The sequence below is a fragment of the Sphaerotilus sp. genome, assembly GCF_013299175.1.
In the GTDB taxonomy this organism is placed as follows: Bacteria; Pseudomonadota; Gammaproteobacteria; order Burkholderiales; family Burkholderiaceae_C; genus Sphaerotilus.
Window position 1 is genome coordinate 1 of sequence record NZ_JAAFKF010000056.1, and the last position, 25,286, is coordinate 25,286.

General features: G+C 66.9%; 30 protein-coding genes. 11 read left to right on the forward strand and 19 right to left on the reverse strand.

Annotated elements, in window-relative coordinates:
* From QZW52_RS11055 to QZW52_RS11065, 3 genes are all read right to left on the reverse strand, one after another.
* Nucleotides 1-981: ABC transporter substrate-binding protein (locus QZW52_RS11055; protein ID WP_293998560.1), on the reverse strand; the 981-nt coding region annotated here is incomplete at its 3' end.
* Between the two features lie 71 nt (nt 982-1,052).
* A complete protein-coding gene (locus tag QZW52_RS11060; RefSeq protein WP_293998563.1) occupies nt 1,053-1,928 on the reverse strand; it encodes a carbohydrate ABC transporter permease in 876 nt (291 codons plus the stop codon).
* A complete protein-coding gene (locus QZW52_RS11065) occupies nt 1,925-2,833 on the reverse strand; it encodes a carbohydrate ABC transporter permease (protein ID WP_293998566.1) in 909 nt (302 codons plus the stop codon). Before QZW52_RS11065 ends, QZW52_RS11060 begins: the two co-directional genes overlap by 4 nt.
* A gap of 235 nt (nt 2,834-3,068) precedes the next feature.
* On the opposite strand from QZW52_RS11065, the gene QZW52_RS11070 reads away from it, so the two are divergent.
* The 9 genes from QZW52_RS11070 to galK all read left to right on the forward strand — a co-directional run bounded on the left by QZW52_RS11070 (nt 3,069) and on the right by galK (nt 14,780).
* A complete protein-coding gene (locus QZW52_RS11070) occupies nt 3,069-4,145 on the forward strand; it encodes a LacI family DNA-binding transcriptional regulator (RefSeq protein WP_293998569.1) in 1,077 nt (358 codons plus the stop codon).
* 67 nt (nt 4,146-4,212) lie between these two features.
* Nucleotides 4,213-5,367, forward strand: coding sequence for an ABC transporter ATP-binding protein (locus tag QZW52_RS11075; RefSeq protein WP_293998572.1), 1,155 nt, complete (start codon nt 4,213-4,215; stop codon nt 5,365-5,367).
* 1 nt (nt 5,368) lies between these two features.
* Nucleotides 5,369-7,387, forward strand: coding sequence for a beta-galactosidase (locus QZW52_RS11080; RefSeq protein ID WP_293998574.1), 2,019 nt, complete (start codon nt 5,369-5,371; stop codon nt 7,385-7,387).
* 41 nt (nt 7,388-7,428) lie between these two features.
* Nucleotides 7,429-8,667, forward strand: coding sequence for an ABC transporter substrate-binding protein (locus tag QZW52_RS11085; protein ID WP_293998577.1), 1,239 nt, complete (start codon nt 7,429-7,431; stop codon nt 8,665-8,667).
* A gap of 7 nt (nt 8,668-8,674) precedes the next feature.
* Nucleotides 8,675-9,589: a carbohydrate ABC transporter permease gene (locus QZW52_RS11090; RefSeq protein WP_293998579.1), complete on the forward strand. Its 915-nt coding sequence runs from the start codon at nt 8,675-8,677 to the stop codon at nt 9,587-9,589.
* Complete coding sequence (locus QZW52_RS11095) at nt 9,589-10,440, forward strand: carbohydrate ABC transporter permease (RefSeq protein ID WP_293998581.1); 852 nt, start codon at nt 9,589-9,591, stop codon at nt 10,438-10,440. Before QZW52_RS11090 ends, QZW52_RS11095 begins: the two co-directional genes overlap by 1 nt.
* A gap of 11 nt (nt 10,441-10,451) precedes the next feature.
* A complete protein-coding gene (locus QZW52_RS11100; RefSeq protein WP_293998584.1) occupies nt 10,452-12,560 on the forward strand; it encodes an alpha-galactosidase in 2,109 nt (702 codons plus the stop codon).
* Nucleotides 12,561-12,609: 49 nt separating this feature from the next.
* The gene (locus QZW52_RS11105; protein ID WP_363226555.1) at nt 12,610-13,611 is read left to right on the forward strand and encodes a UDP-glucose--hexose-1-phosphate uridylyltransferase; all 1,002 of its coding nucleotides are present in this window, start codon (nt 12,610-12,612) and stop codon (nt 13,609-13,611) included.
* Nucleotides 13,608-14,780: a galactokinase gene (gene galK / locus QZW52_RS11110; RefSeq protein WP_293998589.1), complete on the forward strand. Its 1,173-nt coding sequence runs from the start codon at nt 13,608-13,610 to the stop codon at nt 14,778-14,780. The genes QZW52_RS11105 and galK overlap by 4 nt, the downstream gene beginning before the upstream one ends.
* A gap of 42 nt (nt 14,781-14,822) precedes the next feature.
* Here the strand turns inward: galK and QZW52_RS11115 are convergent, their stop codons facing one another.
* Together QZW52_RS11115 and QZW52_RS11120 are read right to left on the reverse strand one after the other, a co-directional pair.
* On the reverse strand, nt 14,823-15,500 hold the full coding sequence (locus QZW52_RS11115; RefSeq protein WP_293998592.1) for an OmpW/AlkL family protein: 678 nt from the start codon (nt 15,498-15,500) through the stop codon (nt 14,823-14,825).
* Between the two features lie 38 nt (nt 15,501-15,538).
* The gene (locus QZW52_RS11120; protein ID WP_293998594.1) at nt 15,539-16,675 is read right to left on the reverse strand and encodes an SGNH/GDSL hydrolase family protein; all 1,137 of its coding nucleotides are present in this window, start codon (nt 16,673-16,675) and stop codon (nt 15,539-15,541) included.
* Between the two features lie 230 nt (nt 16,676-16,905).
* Between QZW52_RS11120 and QZW52_RS11125 the strand changes: the two genes are divergently transcribed.
* Together QZW52_RS11125 and QZW52_RS11130 are read left to right on the forward strand one after the other, a co-directional pair.
* Entirely contained in the window at nt 16,906-17,148 is a 243-nt protein-coding gene (locus QZW52_RS11125) for a GlsB/YeaQ/YmgE family stress response membrane protein (RefSeq protein ID WP_293998597.1), read from the forward strand.
* 29 nt (nt 17,149-17,177) lie between these two features.
* A complete protein-coding gene (locus QZW52_RS11130; protein ID WP_293998600.1) occupies nt 17,178-17,681 on the forward strand; it encodes a hypothetical protein in 504 nt (167 codons plus the stop codon).
* Nucleotides 17,682-17,724: 43 nt separating this feature from the next.
* Here the strand turns inward: QZW52_RS11130 and QZW52_RS11135 are convergent, their stop codons facing one another.
* The 14 genes from QZW52_RS11135 to QZW52_RS11200 all read right to left on the reverse strand — a co-directional run.
* Entirely contained in the window at nt 17,725-19,056 is a 1,332-nt protein-coding gene (locus tag QZW52_RS11135; RefSeq protein ID WP_293998603.1) for a PQQ-dependent sugar dehydrogenase, read from the reverse strand.
* A gap of 55 nt (nt 19,057-19,111) precedes the next feature.
* On the reverse strand, nt 19,112-19,408 hold the full coding sequence (locus QZW52_RS11140) for a hypothetical protein (protein WP_293998607.1): 297 nt from the start codon (nt 19,406-19,408) through the stop codon (nt 19,112-19,114).
* Between the two features lie 63 nt (nt 19,409-19,471).
* Nucleotides 19,472-19,783 (reverse strand): protealysin inhibitor emfourin, encoded by a 312-nt coding sequence (locus QZW52_RS11145; RefSeq protein WP_293998610.1) that lies wholly within the window; start codon nt 19,781-19,783, stop codon nt 19,472-19,474.
* Nucleotides 19,780-20,814, reverse strand: a complete 1,035-nt coding sequence (locus QZW52_RS11150; RefSeq protein ID WP_293998613.1) for a M4 family metallopeptidase — start codon at nt 20,812-20,814, stop codon at nt 19,780-19,782. The genes QZW52_RS11145 and QZW52_RS11150 overlap by 4 nt, the downstream gene beginning before the upstream one ends.
* A 94-nt stretch (nt 20,815-20,908) precedes the next feature.
* Nucleotides 20,909-21,370, reverse strand: a complete 462-nt coding sequence (locus QZW52_RS11155; RefSeq protein ID WP_293998615.1) for a GNAT family N-acetyltransferase — start codon at nt 21,368-21,370, stop codon at nt 20,909-20,911.
* Nucleotides 21,371-21,381: 11 nt separating this feature from the next.
* Entirely contained in the window at nt 21,382-21,636 is a 255-nt protein-coding gene (locus QZW52_RS11160; RefSeq protein WP_293998618.1) for a BrnA antitoxin family protein, read from the reverse strand.
* Between the two features lie 131 nt (nt 21,637-21,767).
* On the reverse strand, nt 21,768-22,037 hold the full coding sequence (locus QZW52_RS11165; RefSeq protein WP_293998621.1) for a type II toxin-antitoxin system Phd/YefM family antitoxin: 270 nt from the start codon (nt 22,035-22,037) through the stop codon (nt 21,768-21,770).
* Nucleotides 22,038-22,108: 71 nt separating this feature from the next.
* Nucleotides 22,109-22,495, reverse strand: coding sequence for a ribosomal maturation YjgA family protein (locus tag QZW52_RS11170; RefSeq protein ID WP_293998624.1), 387 nt, complete (start codon nt 22,493-22,495; stop codon nt 22,109-22,111).
* A 9-nt stretch (nt 22,496-22,504) separates the two neighbouring features.
* Nucleotides 22,505-22,726, reverse strand: coding sequence for a BrnA antitoxin family protein (locus QZW52_RS11175; RefSeq protein ID WP_293998627.1), 222 nt, complete (start codon nt 22,724-22,726; stop codon nt 22,505-22,507).
* 15 nt (nt 22,727-22,741) lie between these two features.
* A complete protein-coding gene (locus tag QZW52_RS11180; RefSeq protein WP_293998630.1) occupies nt 22,742-23,512 on the reverse strand; it encodes an HNH endonuclease in 771 nt (256 codons plus the stop codon).
* A gap of 209 nt (nt 23,513-23,721) precedes the next feature.
* The gene (locus QZW52_RS11185; RefSeq protein WP_293998632.1) at nt 23,722-23,997 is read right to left on the reverse strand and encodes a hypothetical protein; all 276 of its coding nucleotides are present in this window, start codon (nt 23,995-23,997) and stop codon (nt 23,722-23,724) included.
* A gap of 317 nt (nt 23,998-24,314) precedes the next feature.
* Nucleotides 24,315-24,545, reverse strand: a complete 231-nt coding sequence (locus tag QZW52_RS11190; protein WP_293998634.1) for a type II toxin-antitoxin system Phd/YefM family antitoxin — start codon at nt 24,543-24,545, stop codon at nt 24,315-24,317.
* A 2-nt stretch (nt 24,546-24,547) separates the two neighbouring features.
* Nucleotides 24,548-24,949, reverse strand: coding sequence for a type II toxin-antitoxin system VapC family toxin (locus QZW52_RS11195; RefSeq protein WP_293998636.1), 402 nt, complete (start codon nt 24,947-24,949; stop codon nt 24,548-24,550).
* A 65-nt stretch (nt 24,950-25,014) separates the two neighbouring features.
* Nucleotides 25,015-25,286, reverse strand: a 272-nt coding sequence (locus QZW52_RS11200) for an aldehyde dehydrogenase family protein (protein WP_293998638.1), incomplete at its 5' end; no start/stop codon positions are given.

A 25,286-nucleotide genomic window follows, 5' to 3' on the forward strand; every position in this document is an offset into this window, starting at 1 on the left:
CGAGCCGACCCAGATCGAGTCCGCGAGGCCGTTGAACATGGTGGCGCGCTGGCCGATCGGGCCCTTGGGCAGCGGCACCCAGGCGTAGGGGAACTTCGCGTTGCTGGCGAAGTGCGTGATCATCCAGGAGCCTTGCGGCACGATCGCGGCCTTGCCGGCGATGAACATCGCGTCGGAGCCGAGCTTGCTCACGTCCTCGGCGGTGGCGGACAGGCCCTTGCCCGGCAGACCCGCCATCCACGCCATCGTCTCGGCCAGCTTCGGGTCGTCGTAGTAGAACTTGGCGTCCCAGGGCTTGTCCTGGAACTTGAAGCCGTTGGAGACCGCGAAGTGGCTCCACTCGGTCTGGCCCATCATGCCGCCCGAGCCGGGGTTCTGGTAGCCGTAGACCGCCACCTTGGTCTTGTCGAACTTGGCCGATGCGGCGCTGTTGCCGGCGGCGTCGGTGGTGAGCTTCTTGACGACCTGCTCGAAGCTGCCGCCGTCCTTCGGGTTCCAGGTCATGTTCTGCAGATCGGCCGCCGACACGCCCGCCTTCTTGGCGAGGTCCATGTTGACGATCATGCCGATGGTGTCCCAGTCCTTGGGCAGGCCGTACTGCTTGCCGCCGCGGCCCCAGATGTCATAGAGACCGGCCGAGTAGATGCCGATGTCCACCTTGTCGCGCTGGATCAGCGGGGTCAGGTCCACGAGCTGGTTGTTCTTGGCGAACTCGGGGTACTTGGCGAGGTGGTTGGTGAACACGTCCGGGGCGGTGCCGGAGATGAAGCCGGTGGAGATGCCGGTCCAGTAGTCGTCCCAGCCCTGCTGGGTGATCTTGATGGTGATGTCCTTGTTCGCCTTCTGGAACTCGTTGGCGCAGTTCTGGTAGGCCGGGCGCTGGTTCGAGTCCCACAGGACGTACTTGATCTCGACAGCTTGTGCGCTGCCAGCAGCAGCCAGCAGCGTCGCCACGGCCAGGGTGATGGGGGTGTTCTTCATCGAGGTGTCTCCTTCGGGTGGGTGAGGTCGGGGGCGGGGAACGGAAAGCGGGACATGCCGGGTGGACTGGACTACTTGCTGCCGCTGAACTGCACCGACTCGACCACCTTGCGGCCGAACAGGAACAGCAGCACCAGCACCGGCACCACGGCCAGCGCGGTGGCGGCCATCAGCCCGCTCCAGTCGGGCGAGCCTTGCGGGGTCTGGGACTTGAACGCCTGCAGCGCGACGGTCAGCACCTGCTGCGTCTCGTCCTTGGCGACGAGGAACGGCCAGAAGAACTCGTTCCACATGTTGATCGAGGTGAGCATCGCCAGCGTGGCCAGCGGCGCGGTGGACAGCGGCAGCACGATGCGCCAGAACACGCGCAGCGGTGAGGCCCCCTCCAGGATCGCAGCCTCTTCCAGATCCCGCGGGATCGACAGGAAGAACTGGCGCAGGAAGAAGATCCCGAAGCCCGACATCAGGCAGAACGGCGCCACCATCCCGGCCATCGTGTTGAGCCAGCCGAGATCCTTGATGAGGATGAAGTTCGGGATGAAGGTCACGACGCCCGGCACCATCATCGACGCGACGAACAGCCCGAACAGCAGGTCGCGCCCCGGAAACCGCAGCCGCGCAAACGCATACGCCGCCATCGAACTCGTCAGCACCTGCATCGCCACGATGATCCCGGTGAACATCAGCGAGTTGCCGACGGCGCGCAGGAAATGCACCTCCGCGCCCGAGCCGCCCATCGTCAGGCTCTCCTCGTGCGAGACGAGTCCTAGCACGCGGGTGAAGTTGCGCAGCGTCGGTGCGTCGGGCCAGAGCTGGGCGGCCTGGCTGAACACGTCCTGCGACGGGGTGAGCGCGGTCTTGAGCACCACCCACAGCGGCACCACGGTGAGGGCGAGCATTGCCAGCAGGCACGCCCAGGCGAAAGCGCGGGACGGATTGAGTTTCATGCCAGGTCGTTTTCGTTGGCCCGCAGGATGCGCATCTGCAGCACCGTGTAGAGCACCATCACCAGGCACAGCGTCATCGACATCGCCGAGGCGTAGCCCATCTTGTAGAAGCTGAAGGCGTTCTGGACGATGTAGTGGACGATCACGCGGGTCGATTCGAGCGGCCCGCCGTTGGTCGCCACCGCCACCGTGTCGAAGATCTGGAACGAGCCCGTCACGCTGGTCACCAGCACGAACACCATCACCGGGCGCAGCAGCGGCAGCGTGATGCGCCAGAACATCTGCATCTCGGTGGCGCCCTCCAGCGCGGCAGCCTCGTACAGATAACGCGGGATGTTCTGCAAGCCCGCCAGGAACAGCAGCGCCACCAGCCCCATGTGGCGCCAGATGTTGACGGCCGCGACGGTGGCCAGCGCCTGCGTCTCGCCCGCGAAGAAGGGTTGGTGCCCGATGCCGGTCCACGTCAGCAGCGCGTTGACGCCGCCGAGCAGCGGGTCCAGCAGCCACAGCCACATCAGCGCCACCAGCACGTTCGACAGCAGGTAGGGCAGCAGCACGACCGCCTTGACGAACAGCGAGCGCGCCAGCCGGTCCATCACCACGGCCAGGAACAGCCCGAGCACGGTCTGCAGCGGGATGTTGAACGCCACGTACCACGCCGACAGCTTCATGCCGCGCCAGAACCGCTCATCGCCCCAGAGCTTCACGTAGTTGTCCAGCCCGACCCAGTTAGGCGCCCGCAGCAGGTTCCAGTCGGTCAGGCTGATCTCGATGGCCCGCCACGCCGGCCACGCATAGAACAGCAGGAAACCGACCAGCGCCGGCAGCACCAGCACGAGCGCCGTCAGCGTCTCGCGCCGACGGCGGGCGCCGAATGCGGACGGGGGACGCGGGGCTGGGGACATGGACTCTCCGGGAGGGGTGGTCCACCGAGGCCGACCACGAAAACGATTGCGATGGTGCTCACCGCTGACCGGACTCTAAAGAGGTCGGTGGTAATGCAGCAATGGGGTTATCACCAATTATTAGCAAACGATCATCGGCGACGATTAGCTGACAGCGCGGCCGGCTTGGCTACCATCGCCGATCTCCCACCGACGCCGACACTCCACCGCCGTGACCGCCCGCAAACCCGCTCCCATGCCCACCCCCCGCCGACCGACGATGACCGACGTGGCCCAGGCCGCTGGCGTGTCGCAGTCCACCGTGTCGATGGTGCTCAACAACATGACCGGGGCGCGGCTGTCGGCCGAGACGCGCAGCAAGGTGCTGGGGGTGGCGATGGAGCTGGGCTACCGGCTGCCGCGCCGGGAAGCGCCCGCACCGGCCGTGGCCGCCAGCGCCAGCGCCGCGCCGGGCAGCCGCCGCAACCTGATCGGCTACCTCGTCGATGAGATCTCGACCAGCCCGCACCCGGTGGTCAGCGTCGATGGCGCACGGGATGCGGCGTGGGCGCACGACTGCGTGGTGAGCGTGGCGGTGACGCGGGGCAACGCGGAACAGGAGTCCGCCGCCATCGAGATGCTGGCCGCGCACCCTGCCCTGCTGGGCATCGTCTACTCGACCATCTTCACGCGGGAGGTGGCGCTGCCCGAGGCGCTGGCGGGGCGGCTGGACACCGTGCCGGTCGTGCTGCTGAACTGCCACGACGAGCGCCACAAGCTGCCCACCATCGTGCCCGGCGAGGTCGGCGGCGGCCATGCGGCGACCGAGCACCTGATCGCGATGGGCCACACCCGCATCGCGTTCATCAACGGCGAGCCGTGGATGGAGGCCGCCAAGGACCGCGTCAAGGGCTACCGCAGGGCGCTGGCGACGGCGGACCTGCCCTTCGACCCCGCGCTGGTGCGCGACGGCGACTGGATGTCAGGCACGGGCTTCGAAGCGACGCGCTCGCTGATGGCCGAAGCGCGCCCGCCGACCGCGATCTTCTGCGCCAACGACCTGATGGCGCTCGGGGCGATGGAGGCGCTGGCGCAGCTCGGGCTGAAGGTGCCGCAGGACGTGTCGGTGATGGGCTACGACGACCAGGAAATCTCGCGCCACACCCACCCGCCGCTGACGACGATGGTGCTGCCGAACTACGAGATGGGGCGCGCCGCCGTCGAGGCGCTGCTGGTGGCGGCCGACACGCCCGCCACGCAGCGGGCCGGGCGGCGGCACCTGATCAAGATCGACTGCCCGCTGGTGGTGCGGCGGACAGTGCGCCAGCGTTGAGCCGATCAGGAGGGATTCGGGGTTTTCACCGATCACCGCTAATATTATTAGCATCAGAATCTCGCCCATGGCGAACATCGAACTCTCTTCCGTCTTCAAGGCTTACGGCGACCACGCCCCGGTGATCCGGGATGTCAACCTGCAGATCGCGCAAGGCGAGTTCTGCGTCTTCGTCGGGCCATCGGGCTGCGGCAAATCGACGCTGCTGCGCATGATCGCGGGGCTGGAGGACATCACCGGCGGCGAGCTGCGCATCGGCGGCGCGCTGATGAACGATGTGCCCCCAGCCCACCGCGGCGTGGCGATGGTGTTCCAGACCTACGCCCTGTTCCCGCACATGTCGGTGTACGAGAACATGTCCTTCGGCCTCGGGCTGGCGAAGGTGGACAAGGCGGTGATCCGCGAGAAGGTGATGGCCGCCGCCAAGGTGCTGCAGCTCGACCAGTTGCTCGACCGCAAACCCAAGGCGCTCTCCGGCGGCCAGCGCCAGCGGGTGGCGATCGGGCGGGCGATCGTGCGCGAGCCGGGGGTGTTCCTGTTCGACGAGCCGCTGTCGAACCTGGACGCGGCGCTGCGCGTGCAGACCCGCTTCGAGATCGCCAAGCTGCACCGCGACTTCGGCCGGGCGAGCACGGTCTACGTCACCCACGACCAGGTCGAGGCGATGACGCTGGCCGACCGCATCCTGCTGCTCAACACGGGCGACGCCGTGGCGCGGGATGGCTCGGTCGCGCAGATCGGCACGCCGCTGGCGCTGTACCACCGGCCGCGCAACCTGTTCGTGGCGGGTTTCATCGGCTCGCCGAAGATGAACTTCCTGCCGGGCACGCTGGTCAGCGCCGGCACCGACCACGCCGTCGTGCGCCTGAGCAGCGGCGAGACGCTGCGGGCGGCGGTCGATGCGCAGCGGCTGTTGCCGGGCGCGAAGGTGACGCTGGGCGTGCGGCCCGAGCACACCGAACTCGGCACGGCGACGCAGCACATCATCCGCCCGCTGCAGTGGCAGGAGCGGCTCGGCGAATCGACCTATCTGTACCTGGAAGGCGCGGACGGCAGCATCGAGTCGCTGGTCGCCAAAGCCCCCGGCCACGCGCACGCCAGCACCGGCCACCGCCTCGCGATCGGCCTGCCGGCGGACACGCTGCACCTCTTCGACGAGCAGGGGCTGGCGCTGGAACGCTGCATCCCCGAGCAGGACCAGACGCTGCCGCAGGCTGCCTGACATGCAACTCGGTGTCTGCTACTACCCCGAGCACTGGCCGCGCACGCAATGGGCCGAGGACGCCCGCCGGATGTTCGCCATGGGCATCCGCGTCGTGCGGATCGCCGAATTCGCGTGGAGCGTGATCGAGCCGGAGCCGGGCGAGTTCCACTGGGACTGGCTGGACGAGGCCATCGAAACGCTGCACGCGGCGGGTCTCGGCATCGTGCTGTGTACACCGACCGCCACGCCGCCGAAGTGGCTGGTGGACCGGATGCCGGACATGCTGGCGGTCGATCCGCAGGGCCGGCCGCGGGGCTTCGGATCGCGGCGGCATTACTGTTTCTCGCACGCCGGCTACCGCGCCGAATCACAACGCATCAGCCGCGCCGTCGCCGAGCGATACGGGCAGCACCCGGCCGTGGTCGCATGGCAGACCGACAACGAGTACGGCTGCCATGACACGGTGCTGAGCCTGTCCGAGTCGGCGCGGCAGGGTTTTCGGCGCTGGCTGGCGGTGCGCTACACGACGATCGACGCGCTGAACACGGCTTGGGGCACCGTGTTCTGGAGCCAGGTCTACCGCAGCTTCGACGAGATCGACCTGCCTGCGCTGACCGTCACCGAGGCGAATCCGGCACACCGGCTCGACTGGCGCCGCTTCGCCTCCGACGAGGTGGTGGCGTTCAACCGCGAGCAGGTGGCGATCCTGCGCGCGTGCTCGCCCGGCCGGCCGGTGTCGCACAACTTCATGGGTTTCTTCACCGAGTTCGACCACCACGCCGTGGCCGCCGACCTCGACATCGCCACCTGGGACAGCTACCCGCTCGGCTTCACGCAGATGTTCTTCCTCACCGCCGAGGAGAAGGTGCGCTGGGCGAGGACCGGGCACCCGGACATCCCTGCGTTCCACCACGATCTGTACCGGGGCATGTGCCGGAGAGATGGCCAAGCAGGCCGCTGGTGGGTGATGGAGCAGCAGCCCGGCCCCGTGAACTGGGCGCACTGGAACCCGGCACCGCACGACGGCATGGTGCGGCTGTGGACGTGGCAAGCCTTCGCGCACGGCGCCGAGGTGGTGAGCTACTTCCGCTGGCGGCAGGCGCCGTTTGCGCAGGAGCAGATGCACACCGGCCTGCTGCGCCCGGATTCGTCCGAGGACCAGGGCGCGCTCGAAGCCGCGCAGGTCGGGGCGGAGCTGCAAGCATTGGCGGCGGTGGGTGTGCTCGATCCCCAGAGCCTCACCGCCCTGCCCGTGCGCCCGGCCGTGGCGATGGTGTTCGACTACGACGCGCTGTGGATGACGCAGATCCAGCCGCAAGGCGCGGATTTCAACCCGCTGGAGCTGCAGTTCCGCGCCTATGAGGGCTTGCGCCGGCTCGGGCTGGACGTGGACATCGTGCCGCCCGGCGCGACGTTGTCGGGGTACCGGCTGGTGGTGCTGGCTGCGCAGCCGCATGTGTCGCCGGTCCTGCGGAACGCGCTGGCGCAAGCGGTTGCAGCGGGTGTGCAGGTCGTGTTGGGGCCACGCACGGGATCGAAGTCGGCGCACTTGGCCTTTCCGGCGGACGAGGCGGGCGGGCCGTGGTCCGTGCTGCCGCCGGGACCGCTGGCGGCGCTGGCCGGGGTGCGCGTGGAACGGGTCGCGTCGCTGCCGCCGGGTTGTGCCGAGTCGGTCGAGGTCGATGGCGCCTCGGTCACGGTGCGGCGCTGGCGCGAGGATCTGGCGCTTGTCGGGGCCGATGCGCTGGCCCGCTTCGCCGACGGCCGCCCCGCCCTCACCCGCAACGGCCCCGTGCGCTACGTCGCTGGCTGGCTGGACGCGGACGGCTGGCAGGCGGTGTTCGCCGGCGCCGCCGCCGACGCCGGACTCGCGGCGCAACCCTTGCCCGACGGCCTGCGCATCAGCCGCGCCGGCGGGCTGACACTGGTCTTCAACTTCTCGGATCTGGCGCGGGAGTGGACCCCCGCGCCGATGGCGACGCCCGTGCTGGGCGGCGCACACCTCGCCCCCCGATCGCTCGCGGTCTGGCGGAATTGACAGCCCCACAGGCACCACAGGTATCCCCAGGAGACAGACAGATGAAAACACGCCTCACCACGATCGCCGCTCGCTTCAGCGTGCTGGCACTCGCCGCCGCCGCCTGCGCTGCGCAAGCCGGCACCCTCGTCATCAACACCGACGCCTCCGACCCGGCCCCGAAAGCCGCCTGGGAAGCGATGGCCAAGGGCTTCATGGCCGCCAACCCGGACGTGACCGTCAAGATCAACACCTTCGACCACGAAGGCTTCAAGACCTCGATCCGCAACTTCCTCTCCGCCGAAGCGCCGGACATCGTGACCTGGTACGCCGGCAACCGCATGGCGCCGTTCGTCAACGCCGACCTGTTCGAGGATGTCTCCGATGTCTGGGCCAAGGAAGGGCTGAACGACAAGCTGAAGTCCGCCGCCGCCTCGATGACCCAGAAGGGCAAGCAGTGGGGCGTGCCCTACACCTACTACCAGTGGGGCATCTACTACCGCAAGGACGTGTTCGCCAAGAACAACGTCGCCGTGCCCAAGGACTGGAAGGAGCTGATCGCCGCCAGCGCGAAGCTCAAGGCCGCTGGCGTCACGCCGTTCGCCATCGGCACCAAGGCGCTGTGGCCCACGGGCGGCTGGTTCGACTACCTGAACATGCGCGTCAACGGCTACGAGTTCCACATGGACCTCACCGCCGGCAAGGTGCCCTACACCGACAAGCGCGTGCAGGAAGTGTTCGACCGCTGGGACGAGCTGACCAAGCCGGGCTACTTCCTGGCCAACCACGCCGCCTACGACTGGCAGGACGCGATCCCCGCCTTCGTCAAGGGCGAGGCCGCGATGTACCTGATGGGCAACTTCGCCGTCGATCCGATGAAGAAGGGTGGTCTGACGGAAGCGCAACTCGGCTTCATGCAGTTCCCGAAGATCAACAACGTCCCGATGGCCGAGGACGCCCCGACCGACACCATCCACATCCCCGCCAAGGCGAAGAACAAGGCCGATGCCAAGCGGTTCCTGGCCTATGCGGCGAGCGCCAAGGTACAGGGCGAGGTCAACGCCATCCTCGGCCAGCTTCCGGTGAACAGGGACGCCACCAAGCCGACCGACGTGTACCTGAAGGACGGTTTCGCGATGCTGTCGGGGGCCTACGCGCTGGGCCAGTTCTATGACCGCGACGCGCCCGCCGAGATGGCCAAGGCCGGCATGGAAGGCTTCCAGAAGTACATGGTCAAGCCGGAAACCCGCAAGGAAGTGCTGGAGCGGCTGGAGCAGGTCCGCCAGCGCGTCTACAAGTAAGGCGCCCATGTCCTCCCGAACACCACCGCCGCAGTTCTCCTGGTGGACCCGCCACCAGCGCCAGCTAGCCCCGTGGCTCTTTCTGGCGCCTGCGCTGCTGATGTTCGGGGTCTACGTGATCGCGCCGATCTTCCAGTCGATCGCGATCAGCTTCTACGACTGGGACGGGCTGGGCAAGGCGACGTACATCGGGTTCTCCAACTATGTCGAGCTGTACGGCGACCCCGATTTCCGCACCGCGCTGAAGAACAACCTGCTCTGGCTGGTGTTCTTCCTGCTGTCGGTGCCGATCGGGCTGGGGCTGGCGCTGTTCCTGAACCAGACCGTGTCGGGCATCCGCTTCGTCAAGTCGATGTTCTTCTTTCCGTTCGTGATCTCGCAGGTGGTCATCGGGCTGGTGTTCACCTGGTTCTACAACCCGACCAACGGGCTGTTCACGCAGATCCTCGCCGCCATCGGCATCCCCGGCGTGGCGGTCCTCTCCGACGAGCACCTCGTCACCTACGGGATCATCGCCGCGGGCCTGTATCCGCAGATCGCCTACTGCATGATCCTGTTCCTCACGGGCCTGAACAACGTACGCCCCGACCTGATCGAGGCGGCGCGGCTCGAAGGCGCCAAGGGCTGGTCGATGCTGTGGCACGTCGTGCTGCCGCAGTTGCGCCCCGCCACCTTCATCGCCGTCGTCGTCACCATCATCGGCTCGCTGCGCAGCTTCGACATGGTGTCGATCATGACCTCGGGCGGTCCCTACGGTTCGTCTCGCGTGCTGGCGTACTACATGTACGAGCAGGCGCTGAGCGAATACGGCTACCGCATGGGCTACGGCACCGCCATCGCCACCGTGCTGTTCTCGATCATGCTGGTCTACATCACCTTCGTGCTCTGGCGCATCTACCAGCAAGAGAAGGAACTGGCCTGATGTTTCCGACCCCGCTCACCAAGACGGCGCCGCTGACGCAGGCGCTCTACAAGGTCGGCCTGCCCATCGCGCTCATCGTCTGGCTGCTGCCCATCATCGCCGTGGCGCTCACCTCCATCCGCGGCCAGGGCGACATCGCCAGCGGCAACTACTGGGGCCTGCCGACCGAGTGGCAGATCATCGAGAACTACACCGCCGTTTTCCGCAACACGCCCATTGCACGCTACATCGTCAACAGCCTGCTGGTGGCGATCCCGACGGTGATCGGCGCGGTGGGCTTGAGCTGTCTGGCCGGGTTCGCGCTGGGCACCTACCGCTTCAAGGCGAATCTCGCGGTGTTCTTCCTCTTCGTCGGCGGCAACTTCATCCCCTTCCAGATCCTGATGGTGCCGGTGCGGGACATGAGCCTGCGCATGGGGCTGTACGACTCGATCGGCGGGCTGGTGCTGTTCCACATCGCCTTCCAGACGGGGTTCTGCACCTTCTTCATGCGCAACTTCATCCGCGACCTGCCGCACGAGCTGATCGAGGCAGCACGCATCGAAGGGGCGAGCGAGTGGCAGATCTTCTGGAAAATCGTGCTGCCGCTGGTGCGGCCGGCGCTGGCGGCGCTGTCGGTGCTGATCTTCACCTTCATCTGGAACGACTACTTCTGGTCCACCGTGCTGATCCAGGGCGACCACGCCATGCCGGTCACGGGCGGGCTGAAGTCGCTCAACGGCATCTGGGTGGCACAGTGGCACCTGGTGTCGGCGGGGTCGATCGTCGCCGCGCTGCCGCCGGTGCTGATCTTCTTCCTGATGCAGAAACAATTCATCGCCGGGCTGACGCTCGGAGCTTCCAAGGGTTAAAGGGTTGAGCAGTGCTTGATGGTTTCCTGATCCTCCACAGCCGGCGCAGCAGCGTCGTCCTCGAACTGCTGCCCGGCGAAGCGCCGCTGTGGCGCTACTGGGGTCCGCGCCTGCCGGACGCCGCCTCGCCCGGCACACCGCTGCGCGACACCCGCCCGCTGCCGTCGTTCATGCTCGATTTCGACCAGCCGCTGACGGTGGCGCCGACCTTCGGCGTCGGCTGGTTCGGGCAAAGCGCCCTGCTCGCCCACCGCGACGGGCAGGACTTCGCGCAGGCGTTCACCGGCTGCGAGGTGGAATGGACCACGCCTGGCGCGGCGGTGGTGCTGCACCTGCGCGACGACGTGGCGCGGCTGCGGCTGGACCTGTCGGTGGCGCTGGAGGCGGACAGCGACGTGCTGCTGCTGCGCTCGACGCTGCACAACGACGGGGACACGCCGCTCGACGTGCAGTGGCTGGCGGCTGGCACGCTGCTGCTGCCCGGCCGCTGCGACGCGGTGCGCTCCTACGCTGGGCAGCATGTCCACGAGTTCCTGCTGCAGGTCGATCCGCTCACGCGCAGCCTGTGGCGCAAGGAAAGCCGGCGCGGGCGCACCAGCCACGACTGCTTCCCCGGCGCGGTGGTGACGACGCCCGGCGCGACCGAGGACACGGGCCTCGTCTTCGGCGCGCACCTGGCGTGGTCCGGCAACCACCAGCAGACCATCGAGTGGCTGCACGACGGCCAGTACCAGTGGCAGATGGGCGAATGGCTGGCCCCCGGTGAAGGCCGGCTCGCACCGGGCCAGTCGCTGCAATCGCCCGAGCTGGTCGCCACCTGCTCAGGCCAAGGACTGAACGGGCTGGCGGCGAACTTCCACGCCGAACTGCGCCGCCGGCTCGACTGGCCGGGCGGTGCGATGCGGCCCCGGCCGGTGCATCTGAACACCTGGGAAGGCTTCTACTTCGATGTGCATCCCGGCCCGGTCAAGGCACTCGCCACTGCGGCGGCGGCGGTCGGCATCGAGCGGTTCGTGCTCGACGATGGCTGGTTCCACGGCCGCCACCACGACCGTGCCGCCCTGGGCGACTGGTGGCCGGACGCGACCAAGTTCCCCGAAGGACTCGGCGACCTGATCGCGCACGTCAACGGCCTGGGCATGGCGTTCGGGCTATGGGTCGAGCCGGAGATGGTCAACCCGGACAGCGACCTGTTCCGCGCCCACCCCGACTGGGCCTTGCAGATCGCCGGCCGCCCGCTGCTGACGGCGCGCAACCAGCTCGTGCTCGACATCGCGCGGCCCGAGGCGAGCGACTACCTGTTCGAGAAGATCGCCGCGCTGCTGTCGGCGCACCCGATCGATTACCTGAAGTGGGATCTGAACCGCGATTTCGCCCCCGCCGGCTTGGCGAACGGCACCGCCGGCTACCGGGCGCAGGTCCACGCCGCGTATGCGCTGATGGCGCGGCTGCGGGCGGCGTTTCCGGCGGTGGAGATCGAGAGCTGCTCCGGCGGCGGCGGGCGGATCGACTTCGGCGTGCTGCGCCACACGCACCGGGTCTGGACCAGCGACTGCATCGACGCGCTGTCCCGCGTGGACATCCAGCGCGGTTTCCTGCAGTTCTTCCCGCCCGAGATCATGGGCGCCCACGTCGGCACCGCGCCGTCGCACACCACCGGTCGGACGCAGAACATGGCCTTCCGCGCCGCCGTGGCGCTGCCGGGGCATCTCGGGGTCGAACTCGATGTGCGCCAGTTGAACGCCGCCGACACCGCCGAGCTGCGCGGCTGGATCGGCGTCTACAAGCAACTGCGCGACCGGCTGCACCACGGGCGGGTGTGGACGGGTGACGCGGGGGACGGTGTGCGCTGGCAGTTCCATGCCGACGAAGCAGGTGAAGCGGTCAGCGACGGCGTGCTGATCGCGCTGCGGACCCGACCGAGCGACCACCGCTATGCGCCGACGCTGCGGCTGCCGATGCTCGATGCGGCGGCGCGGTACCGCGTGCGCGAGATCCGGCCGGACGGGGCTGCGCCGGACGCACGGGAGATGGACGGCGCGTGGCTGGTCCATGCCGGGCTGCCGATGCCGCGTTCGCATGCCGAGACGGCGTTCCTGGTGAGGGTCGAGCGTGTTTGATCCCGCCGAGCACAGCCACCGCCGCCGCAACCCGCTCACGGGGCAGTGGGTGCTCGTGTCGCCGCATCGGTCGAAACGGCCGTGGCAGGGGCAGCAGGAAACGGCGTCGGACGAGGTGCTGCCGGCGCACGATCCGGGGTGTTATCTGTGTGCGGGGAACAGGCGGGTCAGCGGGGATGTGAATCCTCAGTACGCGGGGACGTTCGTGTTCACGAATGACCATGCGGCGTTGACTCCCGTTGCCCCCCTCCCCAACCCCTCCCCCCGCTGGGGGGAGGGGCTTTTTCAGGTGGAAGCGGCGCATGGGACGAGTCGCGTGATCTGCTTTTCGCCGGACCACGGGCGCACGCTGCCGGAGCTGTCGCTGGCGGCGATCGGCGGTGTGGTCGATACCTGGTGCGACCAGAGCGCCGAACTCGGACAGACCTACCCGTGGGTGCAGGTGTTCGAGAACAAGGGCGCGCTGATGGGGTGCTCGCAGCCGCATCCGCATGGGCAGATCTGGGCCTGCGGGCACCTGCCCAACGAAGCGGCGACCGAGGACCGCGAGCAGCGCGCCTACTTCGCCGCGCACGGCCGGCCGATGCTGCTCGACTATGTGCAGCGCGAGGCGGCATCGGGCGAGCGGGTCGTGGTGGAGACGGCGCATTGGCTGGCTGTCGTGCCGTACTGGGCGACGTGGCCGTTCGAGACGCTGCTGCTGCCGCGCTTCGCGGTGCAGCGGCTGCCGCAGTTGACGCCCGAGCAGCGCGCCGACCTCGCCGTGGCCCTGCAGAAGCTCACCAGCCGCTACGACAACCTGTTCCGCTGCAGCTTTCCGTATTCGATGGGCTGGCATGGGGCGCCGTTCAACGCCGACGCCACCGCGCCCTGGCAGCTCCACGCCCATTTCTACCCGCCGCTGCTGCGCTCGGCCACCGTGCGCAAGTTCATGGTCGGCTTCGAGATGCTGGCCGAGGCCCAGCGCGACCTCACGCCCGAGCAGGCCGCCGCACAATTGCGCAGCGTCGGCGACCTCCACTACCGCACCACCCCGAACGCCGCCCCATGACCGACACCCTGCAAGCCCGCATCGCCGATGCGCTGCACACCGCCTTCGGCCATGCCCCGGACCTGTGGGTGCAGGCACCCGGCCGGGTCAACCTGATCGGCGAGCACACCGACTACAACGACGGCTTCGTGCTGCCCTGCGCGATCGACTACCGCACGGTGATCGCGGTGAAGGGGCGTGACGACCGGCTGATCCGCGTGGTTGCCGCCGACTACGGGCACACGATCGACACCTTCGACCTTGACGCCCCCATCACGCCGCACCCCACGCTGCAGTGGGCCAACTACGTGCGCGGCACCGTGAAGATGCTGCTGGAACACCTCGTTCCGCTCGGCCTCGGACTGCGCGGTGCCGATCTGGCCATCGCGGGCAACGTGCCGCAGGGCGCAGGGCTGTCGTCGTCGGCATCGCTGGAAGTCGCGGTCGGGCAGGCGTTCAAGGCGCTGTGCGGACTCGACGCGGTGAGCCAGACCGACCTCGCGCTGATCGCCCAGCGCGCCGAGAACCGCTTCGTCGGCGTCAACTGCGGGATCATGGACCAGCTCATCTCGGCCCGCGCCGAAGCGGGTCACGCGCTGCTGATCGACTGCCGCAGCCTGGGCGGTCAGGCCGTGCATCTGCCTGAAGCCGTGGCGGTGATGATCGTTCACTCGCGGGTCAAGCGCGGGCTGGTGGGCAGCGAATACAACACCCGCCGCAGCCAGTGCGAGGCCGCGGCGCGGCACTACGGCGTGGCGGCGCTGCGCGACGTGGATGGCGAGCGGCTGCTGCGCGACCGGGGCGATCTGGACGACGTGGTGTTCCGCCGCGCCCGCCACATCGTCACCGAGAACGCACGGACCACCGCCGCGGCCGCGGCACTGGCGGCCGGCGATCTGGTGCGGCTGGGCGAGCTGATGGCCGCGTCGCATGTCTCGATGCGCGACGATTTCGAGATCACGCACCCCGCGGTGGACCGGCTGGTGGAGATCGCGCAGGCCGCCGTCGGGCAGGACGGCGGTGCCCGCATGACGGGCGGTGGCTTCGGCGGCTGTGTGGTCGTCGTGCTGCCGGATGCGCGCATCGGGGAGGTGCGCGCGGCGATCGAAGCGGCTTACCGATCGCCGGAGGGCGAGCCGCCGGCGATCTGGGTCAGCCACGCAGCGACCGGGGCGGGTGCGCTGCGCTGATCGCCTGACCGGGCCCGTCCCGGTACAGTGGATCAGTACGGATCAGTACTGGTACGCCAGCCCGACCGAGTACGAGGTCGGGTTGAGCGTCACGTCCAGCGTCTGGCCGGTCGAGAGGTGGGCCGTGGTCTTCAGCGCCGTCTTGAGCACGGCCATGTCCAGCGACCACTTCGGCGTCAACTGGACCGAGGCGCCGATCTGCGCCGTCAGACACAGCTTGGAGTCGATGCTCAGCGTCGTCGGGTTGGCAGGATTGCCACCGGTCAGCCCCGTGAGGACCGCCGTGCTGCGCGCCTTGTAGAACTTGGCGTAGGTCGGGCCAGCGCCCACGTACGGGCGGAACTGCGCCGACGGCTCCAGGAAGCGGTACTGCAGCAGCAGGCTGATCGGCAGCGCCCGGGTTTCGCCGATCTTGCCCACGCCGGCGATGGCGCCCGCGCCGATCAGGTCGTGCTTGAAGCCCAGCGCCAGCGGCACATCGACCGCGAGGTGGTCGTCGATCGTCCAGGTCAGGCCGCCCGTGGGCTGGGTGTTCGAGGTCACGTCGGCCTGGGTGCCGGCGAAGCTGGGGGCGGTCAGGTTGCCGCTGGTGACGGCCGGGGCGATGCGCGTGGCGCCGAGGCGCACGCTCAAGGCGCCGGGCATGGATTGGGCCTGGGCGGTGCCGGTCAGCAGCAGCGCGGCGGTGGCCCAGAGGACCGGGTTGAGACGGAGGGTCATGTCAATCGTTCCTTCGGTCGGTCGTTCGGTCGTTGGGTTCAGAGCCAGCCGGCTTGGGCCAGCGTGCGCGCGATGAGCTGCGACAGCAGTTGGTGGCCGTAGGGCGTGGGGTGGAAACCGTCCGAGAAGGCATAGGACTTGTACCAGCCAGTCCCGGTGAGGCCGGTCGGCGGTGCGGCGGCGAGCGACGCATCGGTGCAGGTCGGGAAGCTGTAGGTCGGCAAGCCATCCGTGCCCGCGCCGGTGATCGGGCAGGCCGGCGTCTTCACGTTGGTCAGGTTGAACTGCGCCGGGCTGGTCACCTGGTCGTTGAACGCGGTGTAGAAATCGACGACGGCCACCTTGCTGTTGCCGGCGAACTTCGCGGCCAACTGGGTGTTGAACGCGACGGTCCAGCCCTTGAACAGTCCTTCGCTCTGGGCACGGGCCGGGGCGCCGGCAGCAGCGCCAATGCTGTCCAGCACCAACTGGAAGCGCGGCGTGTTGGTGATGCCGGGCATGTTCAGCAGGGCGATGCGCTGGGCACCCTTGTCGAGCGCGCCCGCCTGGAGCATCGCGGCGAACTTGTCGGCCAGCGCCACCATGTAGGTGCCGCCCGCCGCGGCCAGCCCGGCCGCGCCACCGCCTGCGGCTGCGTTCACCTGGGCCGGCGTCAGCAAGGTGCCCAGCAGGGCCAGATAGCTCGCGCCACCGTCCTTGGACGCGGCAAGGTAGGCGCCGACCAGCGCGGAGGCGTCGTTGCCCCCGCCATCGACCAGCAGCAAGTCACCCGCGGCGAAGTTGCCCGCCGCCGTGGCCGCTGCGAGCTGCACCGCCAGTCCGCGCGGATCGGCCGCCGTGAACCCGTTGCTCGCCGGATGGATGACGCTGTTGCCGATGGCGTAGTTGGTGCAGCCCGCCTTGGCGTTGGGGGCGAAGGTGGTGCCGGTGAAACTGAAGAAGTTGCAGCCCTTGTCCAGCCCGTAGGACTGCGCCACGCGCTCCGGGTAGGTGTCATTGCCCTGGATGGTGAACTTGAATCCGTAGGTGCCCACGTCGGCCAGGCTGTCGCCCATGACGCGCAGGGCCGTGACCGTGGCGCGGGGTGCGGTGTCCGAACCACCACCGCCGCACGCGGCCAGCACGGCCACCAGCACGGCGGACAGTCCGAATTGAAAGCTTCTGCGCAAGGTCATGGTGTCTCCTGGAAAGGCGCTGTTCAACGCCAGACAACGCCGCACAAAATAGTACGGTCGTTCGATTTAGTGGATTGCACTCTACGCCCAAAGCCTCGGGCCGGCGGATCTGACAAACCCTGATCCCGTGCCTGTGGTATCCCGCCCCCTGTCCAAAGGTCGTGACAGACCGCACGAACAACCGCTAGGATCGGCCACCGCAACCCAGGAACTCTGGAGATCCCACCGTGATGCACCTCGTCTGGACCATCCTGATCGGCTTCGTCGCCGGTCTCATCGCCAAGTCGCTCACCTCGGGCAAGGGGCCGGGCGGCTTCATCATGACCTCCGTGCTGGGCATCGCCGGCTCGGTCGCGGCCAGCTACATCGGCCAGGCACTGGGCCTGTACCCGGCCGGGCAGATCGCGGGCTTCATCGCCTCGATCGTCGGCGCCATCGTGCTGCTGTTCATCTACAACCGCGTCACCCGCTGAGGCGTGGCGCTTTCCGGAATCTGCACACCATGAACCTCCTCGACCTCCTCGCCCAAGCCGCCGGCGGCAACCAGCACGTCAGCGACCAGCATTTCGACCAGGTGGCCCAGGCGGCTCCGTCCGACCTGCTGGCCCAGGGCCTCGCCAGCGCCTTCCGCTCCAGCCAGACGCCCGACATCGGCGCGATGGTCGGCCAGTTGTTCGGCGGCTCGTCGGGCACGCAGCAGGCCGGGATGCTCAACCAGATCCTCGCCACGCTCGGCCCGGTCGCGGCTGCCGCGCTGGCCAATGGGGCACTCGGCCGCGTCATGGGTTCGGGCAACAGCCAGGGCCAGATCACCCCTGCCCAAGCGTCACAGCTCTCCCCGCAGGAAACCGAGGCCATCGTCGCCGAGGCCCACGCCGCCCAACCCGGCATCGCTGACCAGCTCGCCGGCTTCTACGCCGAACACCCCGCGCTGGTGAAGACGCTGGGTGGGCTGGCGATGGCCGTGGCGCTGTCGAAGATGAAGGACCACCTGGCCCAGCGTTGAGCCAGGAGCCGGCGGCGGCAGCAGCAGCAGCAACCGCAGTACCTCAGCGCGTCGCCGAGACGCGCCAGACGGTGTTGCCCACGTCGTCGGCCACCAGCAAGGCGCCCTGCCCGTCCAGCGCCACGCCGACCGGCCGACCGAACGCCCGCCCCTGCGCGCTCAGGAAGCCGGTCAGCACATCGATCGGCTGTGCGCCTGATGGCCGTCCACCCTCGAACGGCACGAACACCACCCTGTAGCCGCTGTGCGGCCGGCGGTTCCAGGAACCGTGCTGGCCGATGAACATGCCGTGCGCGAACGGCGCGGGCAAGGTGGTGCCCTCCGACGAGGCCAGGCCCAGCGACGCCGTGTGCGGCCCGAGCGCGTAGTCGGGCACCACGGCACGTGCGACCAGATCGGGCCGCGGCGGCTGCACCCGCGCATCGACGTGGGCGCCGAAGTAGCTGTAGGGCCAGCCGTAGAAAGCGCCGTCCACCACCGAAGTGAGGTAGTCGGGCACGAGGTCGCTGCCGAGTTCGTCGCGCTCGTTCACCACGGTCCAGAGCGCGCCGGTCTGCGGCGCCCAGGCCATGCCGTTCGGGTTGCGCAGACCGTCGGCGAAGACACGGTGCGCGCCGCTGCGCAGGTCCACCTCCCAGATCGCCGCCCGCCCGGCTTCGGCGTCCAGGCCGCGTTCGGCGACATTGCTGTTCGAGCCGACCGTGGCGTAGAGCTTCGTGCCGTCGGCGCTGGCGATCAGGCTCTTGGTCCAGTGGTGGTTGATCGGGCCGGCGGGCAACTCCACCAGCCGCTCGCCCGGTGCCGTGATGCGCGTGTCGCCGGTGGTGTAGGGAAAGCGCCGCACCGCGTCGGTGTCGGCCACGTAGAGCGAGCCACCCACCAGCGCCATCCCGAACGGCGAGTTCAGCCCGTCGAGCAACACGGTGCGCTGGTCGGCCACGCCGTCGCCGTCCGTGTCGCGCAGCAGGGTGATGCGGTTGGCGCTGGGCACCGTGGCGCCAGCGCGCTGCATCACCAGCCCCGCAATCCAGCCCTTGAAACCGCCGCTGTCGCCAGGACGCGGCGGCGCATTGGTCTCCGCCACCAGCACGTCGCCATTGGGCAGGACGTGCAGCCAGCGCGGGTGGTCCAGCCCGCGGGCGAAGGCCACCACGCGCGTGCCCGGCGCGGCCACCGGCGTCGCCTGGGCGGGCCAGCCCTCGGCCGGGGCGATGTTCACCGTGGGAATCAGCGTTGGCCGCGGCGACGGCAACACGGGATGCGCCCCGGTCCCCGAGGCCAGCGGCAGCGTGGCCATTTCACCGCACGCCGCCAACACCAGCGCCGCCAGCAGCCCTGTGCAGCGAGCGGCGCCATCGAACAACGTGGTACCCATGGTCGGTGCTCCCAGCAAGGTGGATTTCGGCGGATGCCGGTGGATGCCGGTGAAATCAGGTAGCAGGCGCGGCCGTCTCCAGCCACTGCGCCAGCGCCAGCGCGATGACGGCATTGACGCCGCCATCCTGCGTCAGCGCACGCTCGCGCATCTGGTTGACCAGCTCGGCCGGCAGGCGGCAGGCCACGGACACCAGCTTCGGGGCGGCGTTCTCGGCGCGTTCGGTGCGCTTGGCCGCCGCGGCGGCATCGGCCGAACCTTGGGCGAACCGCGGTGGCACACCGGCCGTTTTCATCTTGCCGTCCAGCTTGCGGGCCAGGTGTTTGACCAGGTCGGTCTTCTTCGCGCTCATGGGGTCTTTCGGGAGAGTTGAAGGCCATTGTCGCCCACGCCCTCCCGCGGACGCCTGCGGCACTCAGCGCAGCGTGTCCCGGATGCTGTCCAGCAGCGCCTGCGGCACCTGCGAAGCCGCCACCTCCTCGGCCACCTCGACCACGTCCGGCGCGCCTGTCGCCGACGTGCGGGTGATGCGGTAGCGCAAGCCATCGCGCACCGGGCTGGCGGCGCCGCGGCTGGCGGGCCTGGGGGCGAACAGCCGATCGACCGCGGCCCGGTCTGCGGCCGACAGCGCATCGGCGGCGAGACGGCCCTCGCTGCGCAGGTGCGAGGCCGGCAGCCCCATCCCGGCGAGTCCGCCCAGCCGCTCGATGTGGAGTTCGCCGCTCACAGGCCGACGCTCTTCCACGCCTTGTCCACCGCCGCCGCCACCGCTGGTTCGGTCGGGAACAGCGAGGCGGCCAGCGCGCGCGTGCGGGCCGCGAAGGGCTTCATCTTCAGGGTGGGCGCGGCGGCATAGCCCGTCAGCGCCTGGTACCAGATCTTGCCGGCCTTCTCCCAACTGTGGCCACCGATCGCCACCGCAGCGCGACAGAAGGCCAGATTGGGGATGCCGCTGCTCTCGTGCGGGTCCATGCCGGTGCGGTACTGGCTGTACAGGGTGGGCTGCGGCGACAGGCAGTGCGTGGCGGCCGGGTTGGCCATGTCGCGCAGGCAGGTGTAGCCGCGGGCCTTGGCGCCGGGGCCCATGATATCGGCGCCGATGAGCCAGTCGGCCTGCGCGGTGGTCTGGTTCAGGCGCCACTGGCGGAACATCGAGCCGAACACGTCCGACACGCTCTCGTTCAGGCCGCCGGCCTCGTTGGTGTAGCCGAGCCGGGCGGTGAACTGCGTGACGCCGTGGGTCAGCTCGTGGGCGATGACATCGGTGCTGGCGGTGAAGTCCACGAAGATGTTGCCGTCGCCGTCGCCGTAGGTCATCTGGGTGCCGTTCCAGAAGGCGTTGTTGTAGCGCAGGCCGTAGTGGATCGACGACTGCATCGTCATGCCGAGGTTGTCGATCGAGTTGCGGCCGAAGGCGGCGCGGTAGAACTCGGCGACGGCTGTCGTTTCGTTGAAGGCACGCTGGGCGGTCAGGTCGGCAGAGGTGGCGGGCTTGCTCACGGCGGTGCCGGGCAGGCCCGTGCCGTTCTTGCAATTGAACACCGTGACCGATGGCTTGGCCGCCACCACCGTCGGCACGGACAGCGACCGCATCGCCTCGTTCACCGGCGCCTGCGCCGTGCGCACCTTGCGCCAACTGCGCTCGCTGGCGGCCATGTCGGCGAAGTGCTGCCGCTCAGCCTCGGTCAGGTTCGGGTCGTGCGACAGGCGGTCCAGGACATCGGACGGGATGATGGAACAGCGGCAGACGGGACGCATGGGACACCTCGTTCTAAGGGGAGGAAGTTCAACGAGGATACGAAGCGGGACCACGTCCGTCCACCGGATCCGGCACCCGGTCACGCTCTTTACGTTACAGCTTGTACAGCGCCCTGACCGGCTTGGCGTAGGCGATGTAAACCTCGTCGCGCGCCCAGCCGAGCGCGGCGTAGGCGGCTTGTGCGGTGTGGTTGGTGCGGGCGGTGGTCAGCTCCATGCGGAGCTTGCCGTGTTCGGCCGAGAGCCGCTCCGCTGCCAGCAGCAGCGCACGCCCGGCACCGCTGCGGCGGGCGGCGGAGGTCACGAACAGATCGGACAGCAGGTAGATCGGCTGCGCCGCGATCGAGCAGAACACCGGGTAGAGCTGGCAGAAGCCGATCGCCTGGCCCGCGCCGTCCTCGGCCAGCAGGATCTGCGACTCGCCGCGGGTCAGGCGGTCGCGGAGGAACTGCGTGGCGGTGGCGAGGTCGGCGGGTTGTTCGTAGAACTGGCGGTAGGCGTCGAACAGGGGGGCGATGCGGTCGAGGTCGGCGAGGGTCGCGGGGCGGGTGGTCATGCGCACCGTCGTCACGCCCAATTGAGATTCAGTTTGCGGTGCGTCGCCGCGCAATCTCGCAAGTACAGGTTGATGAGGCTCTGGTACGGGATGCCCACTTCCTCGGAGATCGCCTTGAAATACGTGATCGAGTCTTCGTCGAGACGGATGGTGATCTGCTTCTTCAGTTGTGCTGCGTAGGGGTTCTTCCTGGCAGCGGAGAAGTCGTACTCTTTGCGCATGTGGTGGCCTTTGCGTTCATCCCACTCGAAGCGAAGTGTGCTCATGCCGGGAGTGTAACTACACTGTAGTGCAGCGGCAATTGGCGCTCACGAGCATTCGAAAGACCGCAGCGCCGAGGGCAAGCGCCCCATCTCTCGTGCAACCTCTCGCTCCACCTTGATTCAACAACGCAGGATCAGCAGGCCGCATCCAGCACGACACCCGAGGCGTCGAACTCCCGCGCGATGACGGCATCCAGTTCGTCCGAAGGATCAGGGATCACGTAGCGCCCTGCGGCCAGCCCCAAGCGGACCCGAGGACGGTCCAGCGGCACCAGCCGGGCCACCGGCTGTCCATGCTGCCCCAGCAGCGTCACCGACTCGTGCGCGGCACGCACACGTTCCACCAACTGCACGAGCTGGCCTTGGGCTTCTTGAACCGGGATGGCGTGAGGGGTGGCGGGCATGGTGGCGATCTCCCGTTGGCGGCAGATGACAAGGCCGTCCAGTGTGGCAGGGCCGGACGTGCTGGAACCCGTCAGACCTTGCGCACCAGCAGCCACCGATCCAGCGGCGCCACCAGCGCGATGCCGACCGTGTACGCGACGATGTCGCCCCACGAAAACGCCGAGCCGAGCATGAGGTGGCCCGGCGTGGTCGCCCGGATGGCGTTGATCCACGGCGCCTGGTAGAGCTGGCTGCACTCGTCCGCAGTCGAGATCACCAGCGCCGTCAGCGCGACCTTGACCACGGACGCGGCGGGCTCCACGAAGGCGACGAGCCAGTACACCATTTGTGCCCAGAGGGCGTCGCCTGGGTATTCCTCGAAGATCGCGGGGAGTGAGGCTGGGTATTTTCTGGATGCTAGGCCGAGGGCGATTGTGGCGGCGATGGCCAGGGCGGTGATGGGACGGGGTCTGGCCATCTTGTGCCGTCAGGACTGTGGCGAGGTCCAGTTGAGGTTGAGTTTGCGATTCGTCGCCGCGCAGTCCCGCAAGTACAGGTTGATGAGGCTCTGGTACGGGATGCCCACTTCCTCGGAGATCGCCTTGAAATAGGTGATCGACTCTTCGTCGAGACGGATGGTGATCTGCTTCGTCAGTCGTGCTGCGTATGGGTTCTTCCTCGCAGCGGAGAAGTCGTACTCTTTGCGCATGTGATACCTACCCGCTTAAAGCTGCTCGTCGCCTTCACCAAGTTCCGCCTTCATTTTCTGGATTGCTTCCCCGATGCCAGCGGAAAACTGGCTCCAGTTCTTTACGCTCCGCGCAAGTTCAGATAGGCAATCAATGGGGACATCCCAGCTTCTGGCATTTTTTAGGTACTGAAGTGCTTTCGCGTCATCAAAGTAACCTGGAATTCTATTACGCAAAATTCCTCGGATATAATAAAGCTGCTTTATATCTGGATCGGTTCGGCTTGCACGATTCACTCTGCAAATGCCAAGTATTTTATCAAAGGCTGTGACCCATGATTCTTCGGTAACTTTGCCGTCGCCGTTGAATTTAAGGTATGACGTCGCCGATGAATCCATCGATTTGCATATTTCATCTGCAGAGAATTGTTGAAGCCATTTTTTAATGCTTTGCTTCCCGTTATCGTTTAAAGACCACCCCGGAGTATATTTATGCCAGTATTGCGCAAGGCGTTCCACAACTTCTTGATCCAAGTCACGGAGGCTTTCGCGCCACTGCATCATTAGTTCGAGCTGCTCTCTTCGTTCTTGCAGTTCATCCATCTGTGCCCGTGCCTTTGACACAGCAACTTGATCATTTAGCGGCACATCGCGCTTGCCTAGATTGCATGGCAGGCAAGCAGTAATCAGATTTGTAAGATCGTTCGTTCCGCCTGCAGCGACGGGTTTTATGTGGTCAATGTGAAGTAGGACATTTGGTGCCTCTGCACCGCAATACTGACACTTGAAGGAATCGCGTTTGAACACCTCGAAACGAAGTGTTTTTGATATGTGCTTTCGATCTGTAGACATAGCTCAGTAACGCTTATTAGAACAGCACTTTCAAGTGGGCATAAATATACAGAGCACTTAGCGCCCGTTATTTACTTATAGCCGGCTCAGCCAAAGCCACGAAATTCAGTCCAGCCAGCACCCGCAGCAACCGCTCGAAATTATGATTATTCGAATACTTATACCTATACGGATCCGCGGTATTTTTTCTGACCAGCTATGGCTTTTGAAAAATCCTCCCACAGCTCTGGAATTTGCAAACTTGGCGGAACTTGTTCAGCAAGTCTTAGCAATGCCGCGTCATACTCATCCTCTAGTTTTTGCAACATTTCCACAGGAACAATCTCAAGCAAGCTATATAGCAGGGCTTCAGATGCCAATTGCCGATTCATCGCTTTCTTCTGTGCCGAGGCCAAATTTTCAATAGCGCGGCGAATATCCGTATCTTTTGAATCAGTCATATTTTAGATCTCATAGCCAAACGACCCAACTTGGCCACCGGCATCCAAGTATTTCCCGACATTGATATTTTCTCTGTGCTGCATGTTTCACTCCCGTATAGCTCGCCTGAAAGCCTGCCCTGCCGGCACAACCGATGACGCCAACAGTCAGCCCTTCATGGTGCCGGCACGCATCCCCTTCGGGCATCTGTAAACCCCTCAAATCGCGAATTTCATCACGAAAACGCAAAAACGGCCGAGGAGCCCACGCCCCTCGGCCGCCTTGTCAGCGCCGACCCACTCGCCAGCGCTACCGCCTGCGCATCACTTCGCCGTTTTCACTGCCGCCGCCCCTCACGGATGAACTCGACAAGTTCGTCCCCGCGCACTCCAAGATCAACGCCGTCCACATCCAGCGGCGAGGAAGCCGCGGCCAGCGTGCTGTCCAGCGGTTGGATGACGAACACACGTCCGTCACGACGAGTCACGCGGACACTGCCTTCGGTCTGCGCGCAGTCCAGCACAGCAGAAAACTGCTGCCGAGCTTCAGAGAATGTGAATACCTTCATGGTCAGTCTCCCATCACAGTGATGCCAAGTTGAGCGGCGATAGACCTGAGCCCACGGTCGAGCGTGATCAGCGGCGAGCCGAACTGGATCGCACAGGTCAGCAGATAAGCATCGTAGGCGTACATCCGAAACCTCGCCGACAAGGCCACCGCCATCGACAGGTCCACATCGACCAGCTTGAGCGGAATGCGCCGATACGCGGCCAGACAAGCCTCGGCTTGCTCCAGCGCGATGCGGTCACGCTTGAGCATGGCAGACAAGGCATTGCCGATTTCCCAATGAACAGAAGACGGCGCCACCAGTCGGCGACCCACCGTCAACTGGATCAAGCGAGGCTTGCTGGGCTCATTGGTGCAGACCGCGAGCAGAACTGAAGTGTCAACCGTGATGTCCATGGCGCTCATATTTGTACAATTGTACAGATCATACCCATGAAACCACGCACCGTCGCCACCGTCAACTGATCACTTCACTTCGCCGTCGGCATCACAAACTCCGCCCCCTTGGCAATACTCGCCGGCCACCGCTGCATCACCGACTTCTGCTTGGTATAGAACCGCACGCCCTCTTCCCCATAGGCGTGCATGTCGCCAAACAGGCTCTTCTTCCAGCCCCCAAACCCGTGCCACGCCATCGGCACCGGGATCGGCACGTTGATGCCGACCATGCCCACCTGGATGCGCCGCGCGAACTCGCGGGCCACGCCGCCGTCGCTGGTGTAGCAGGCCACCCCATTCCCGA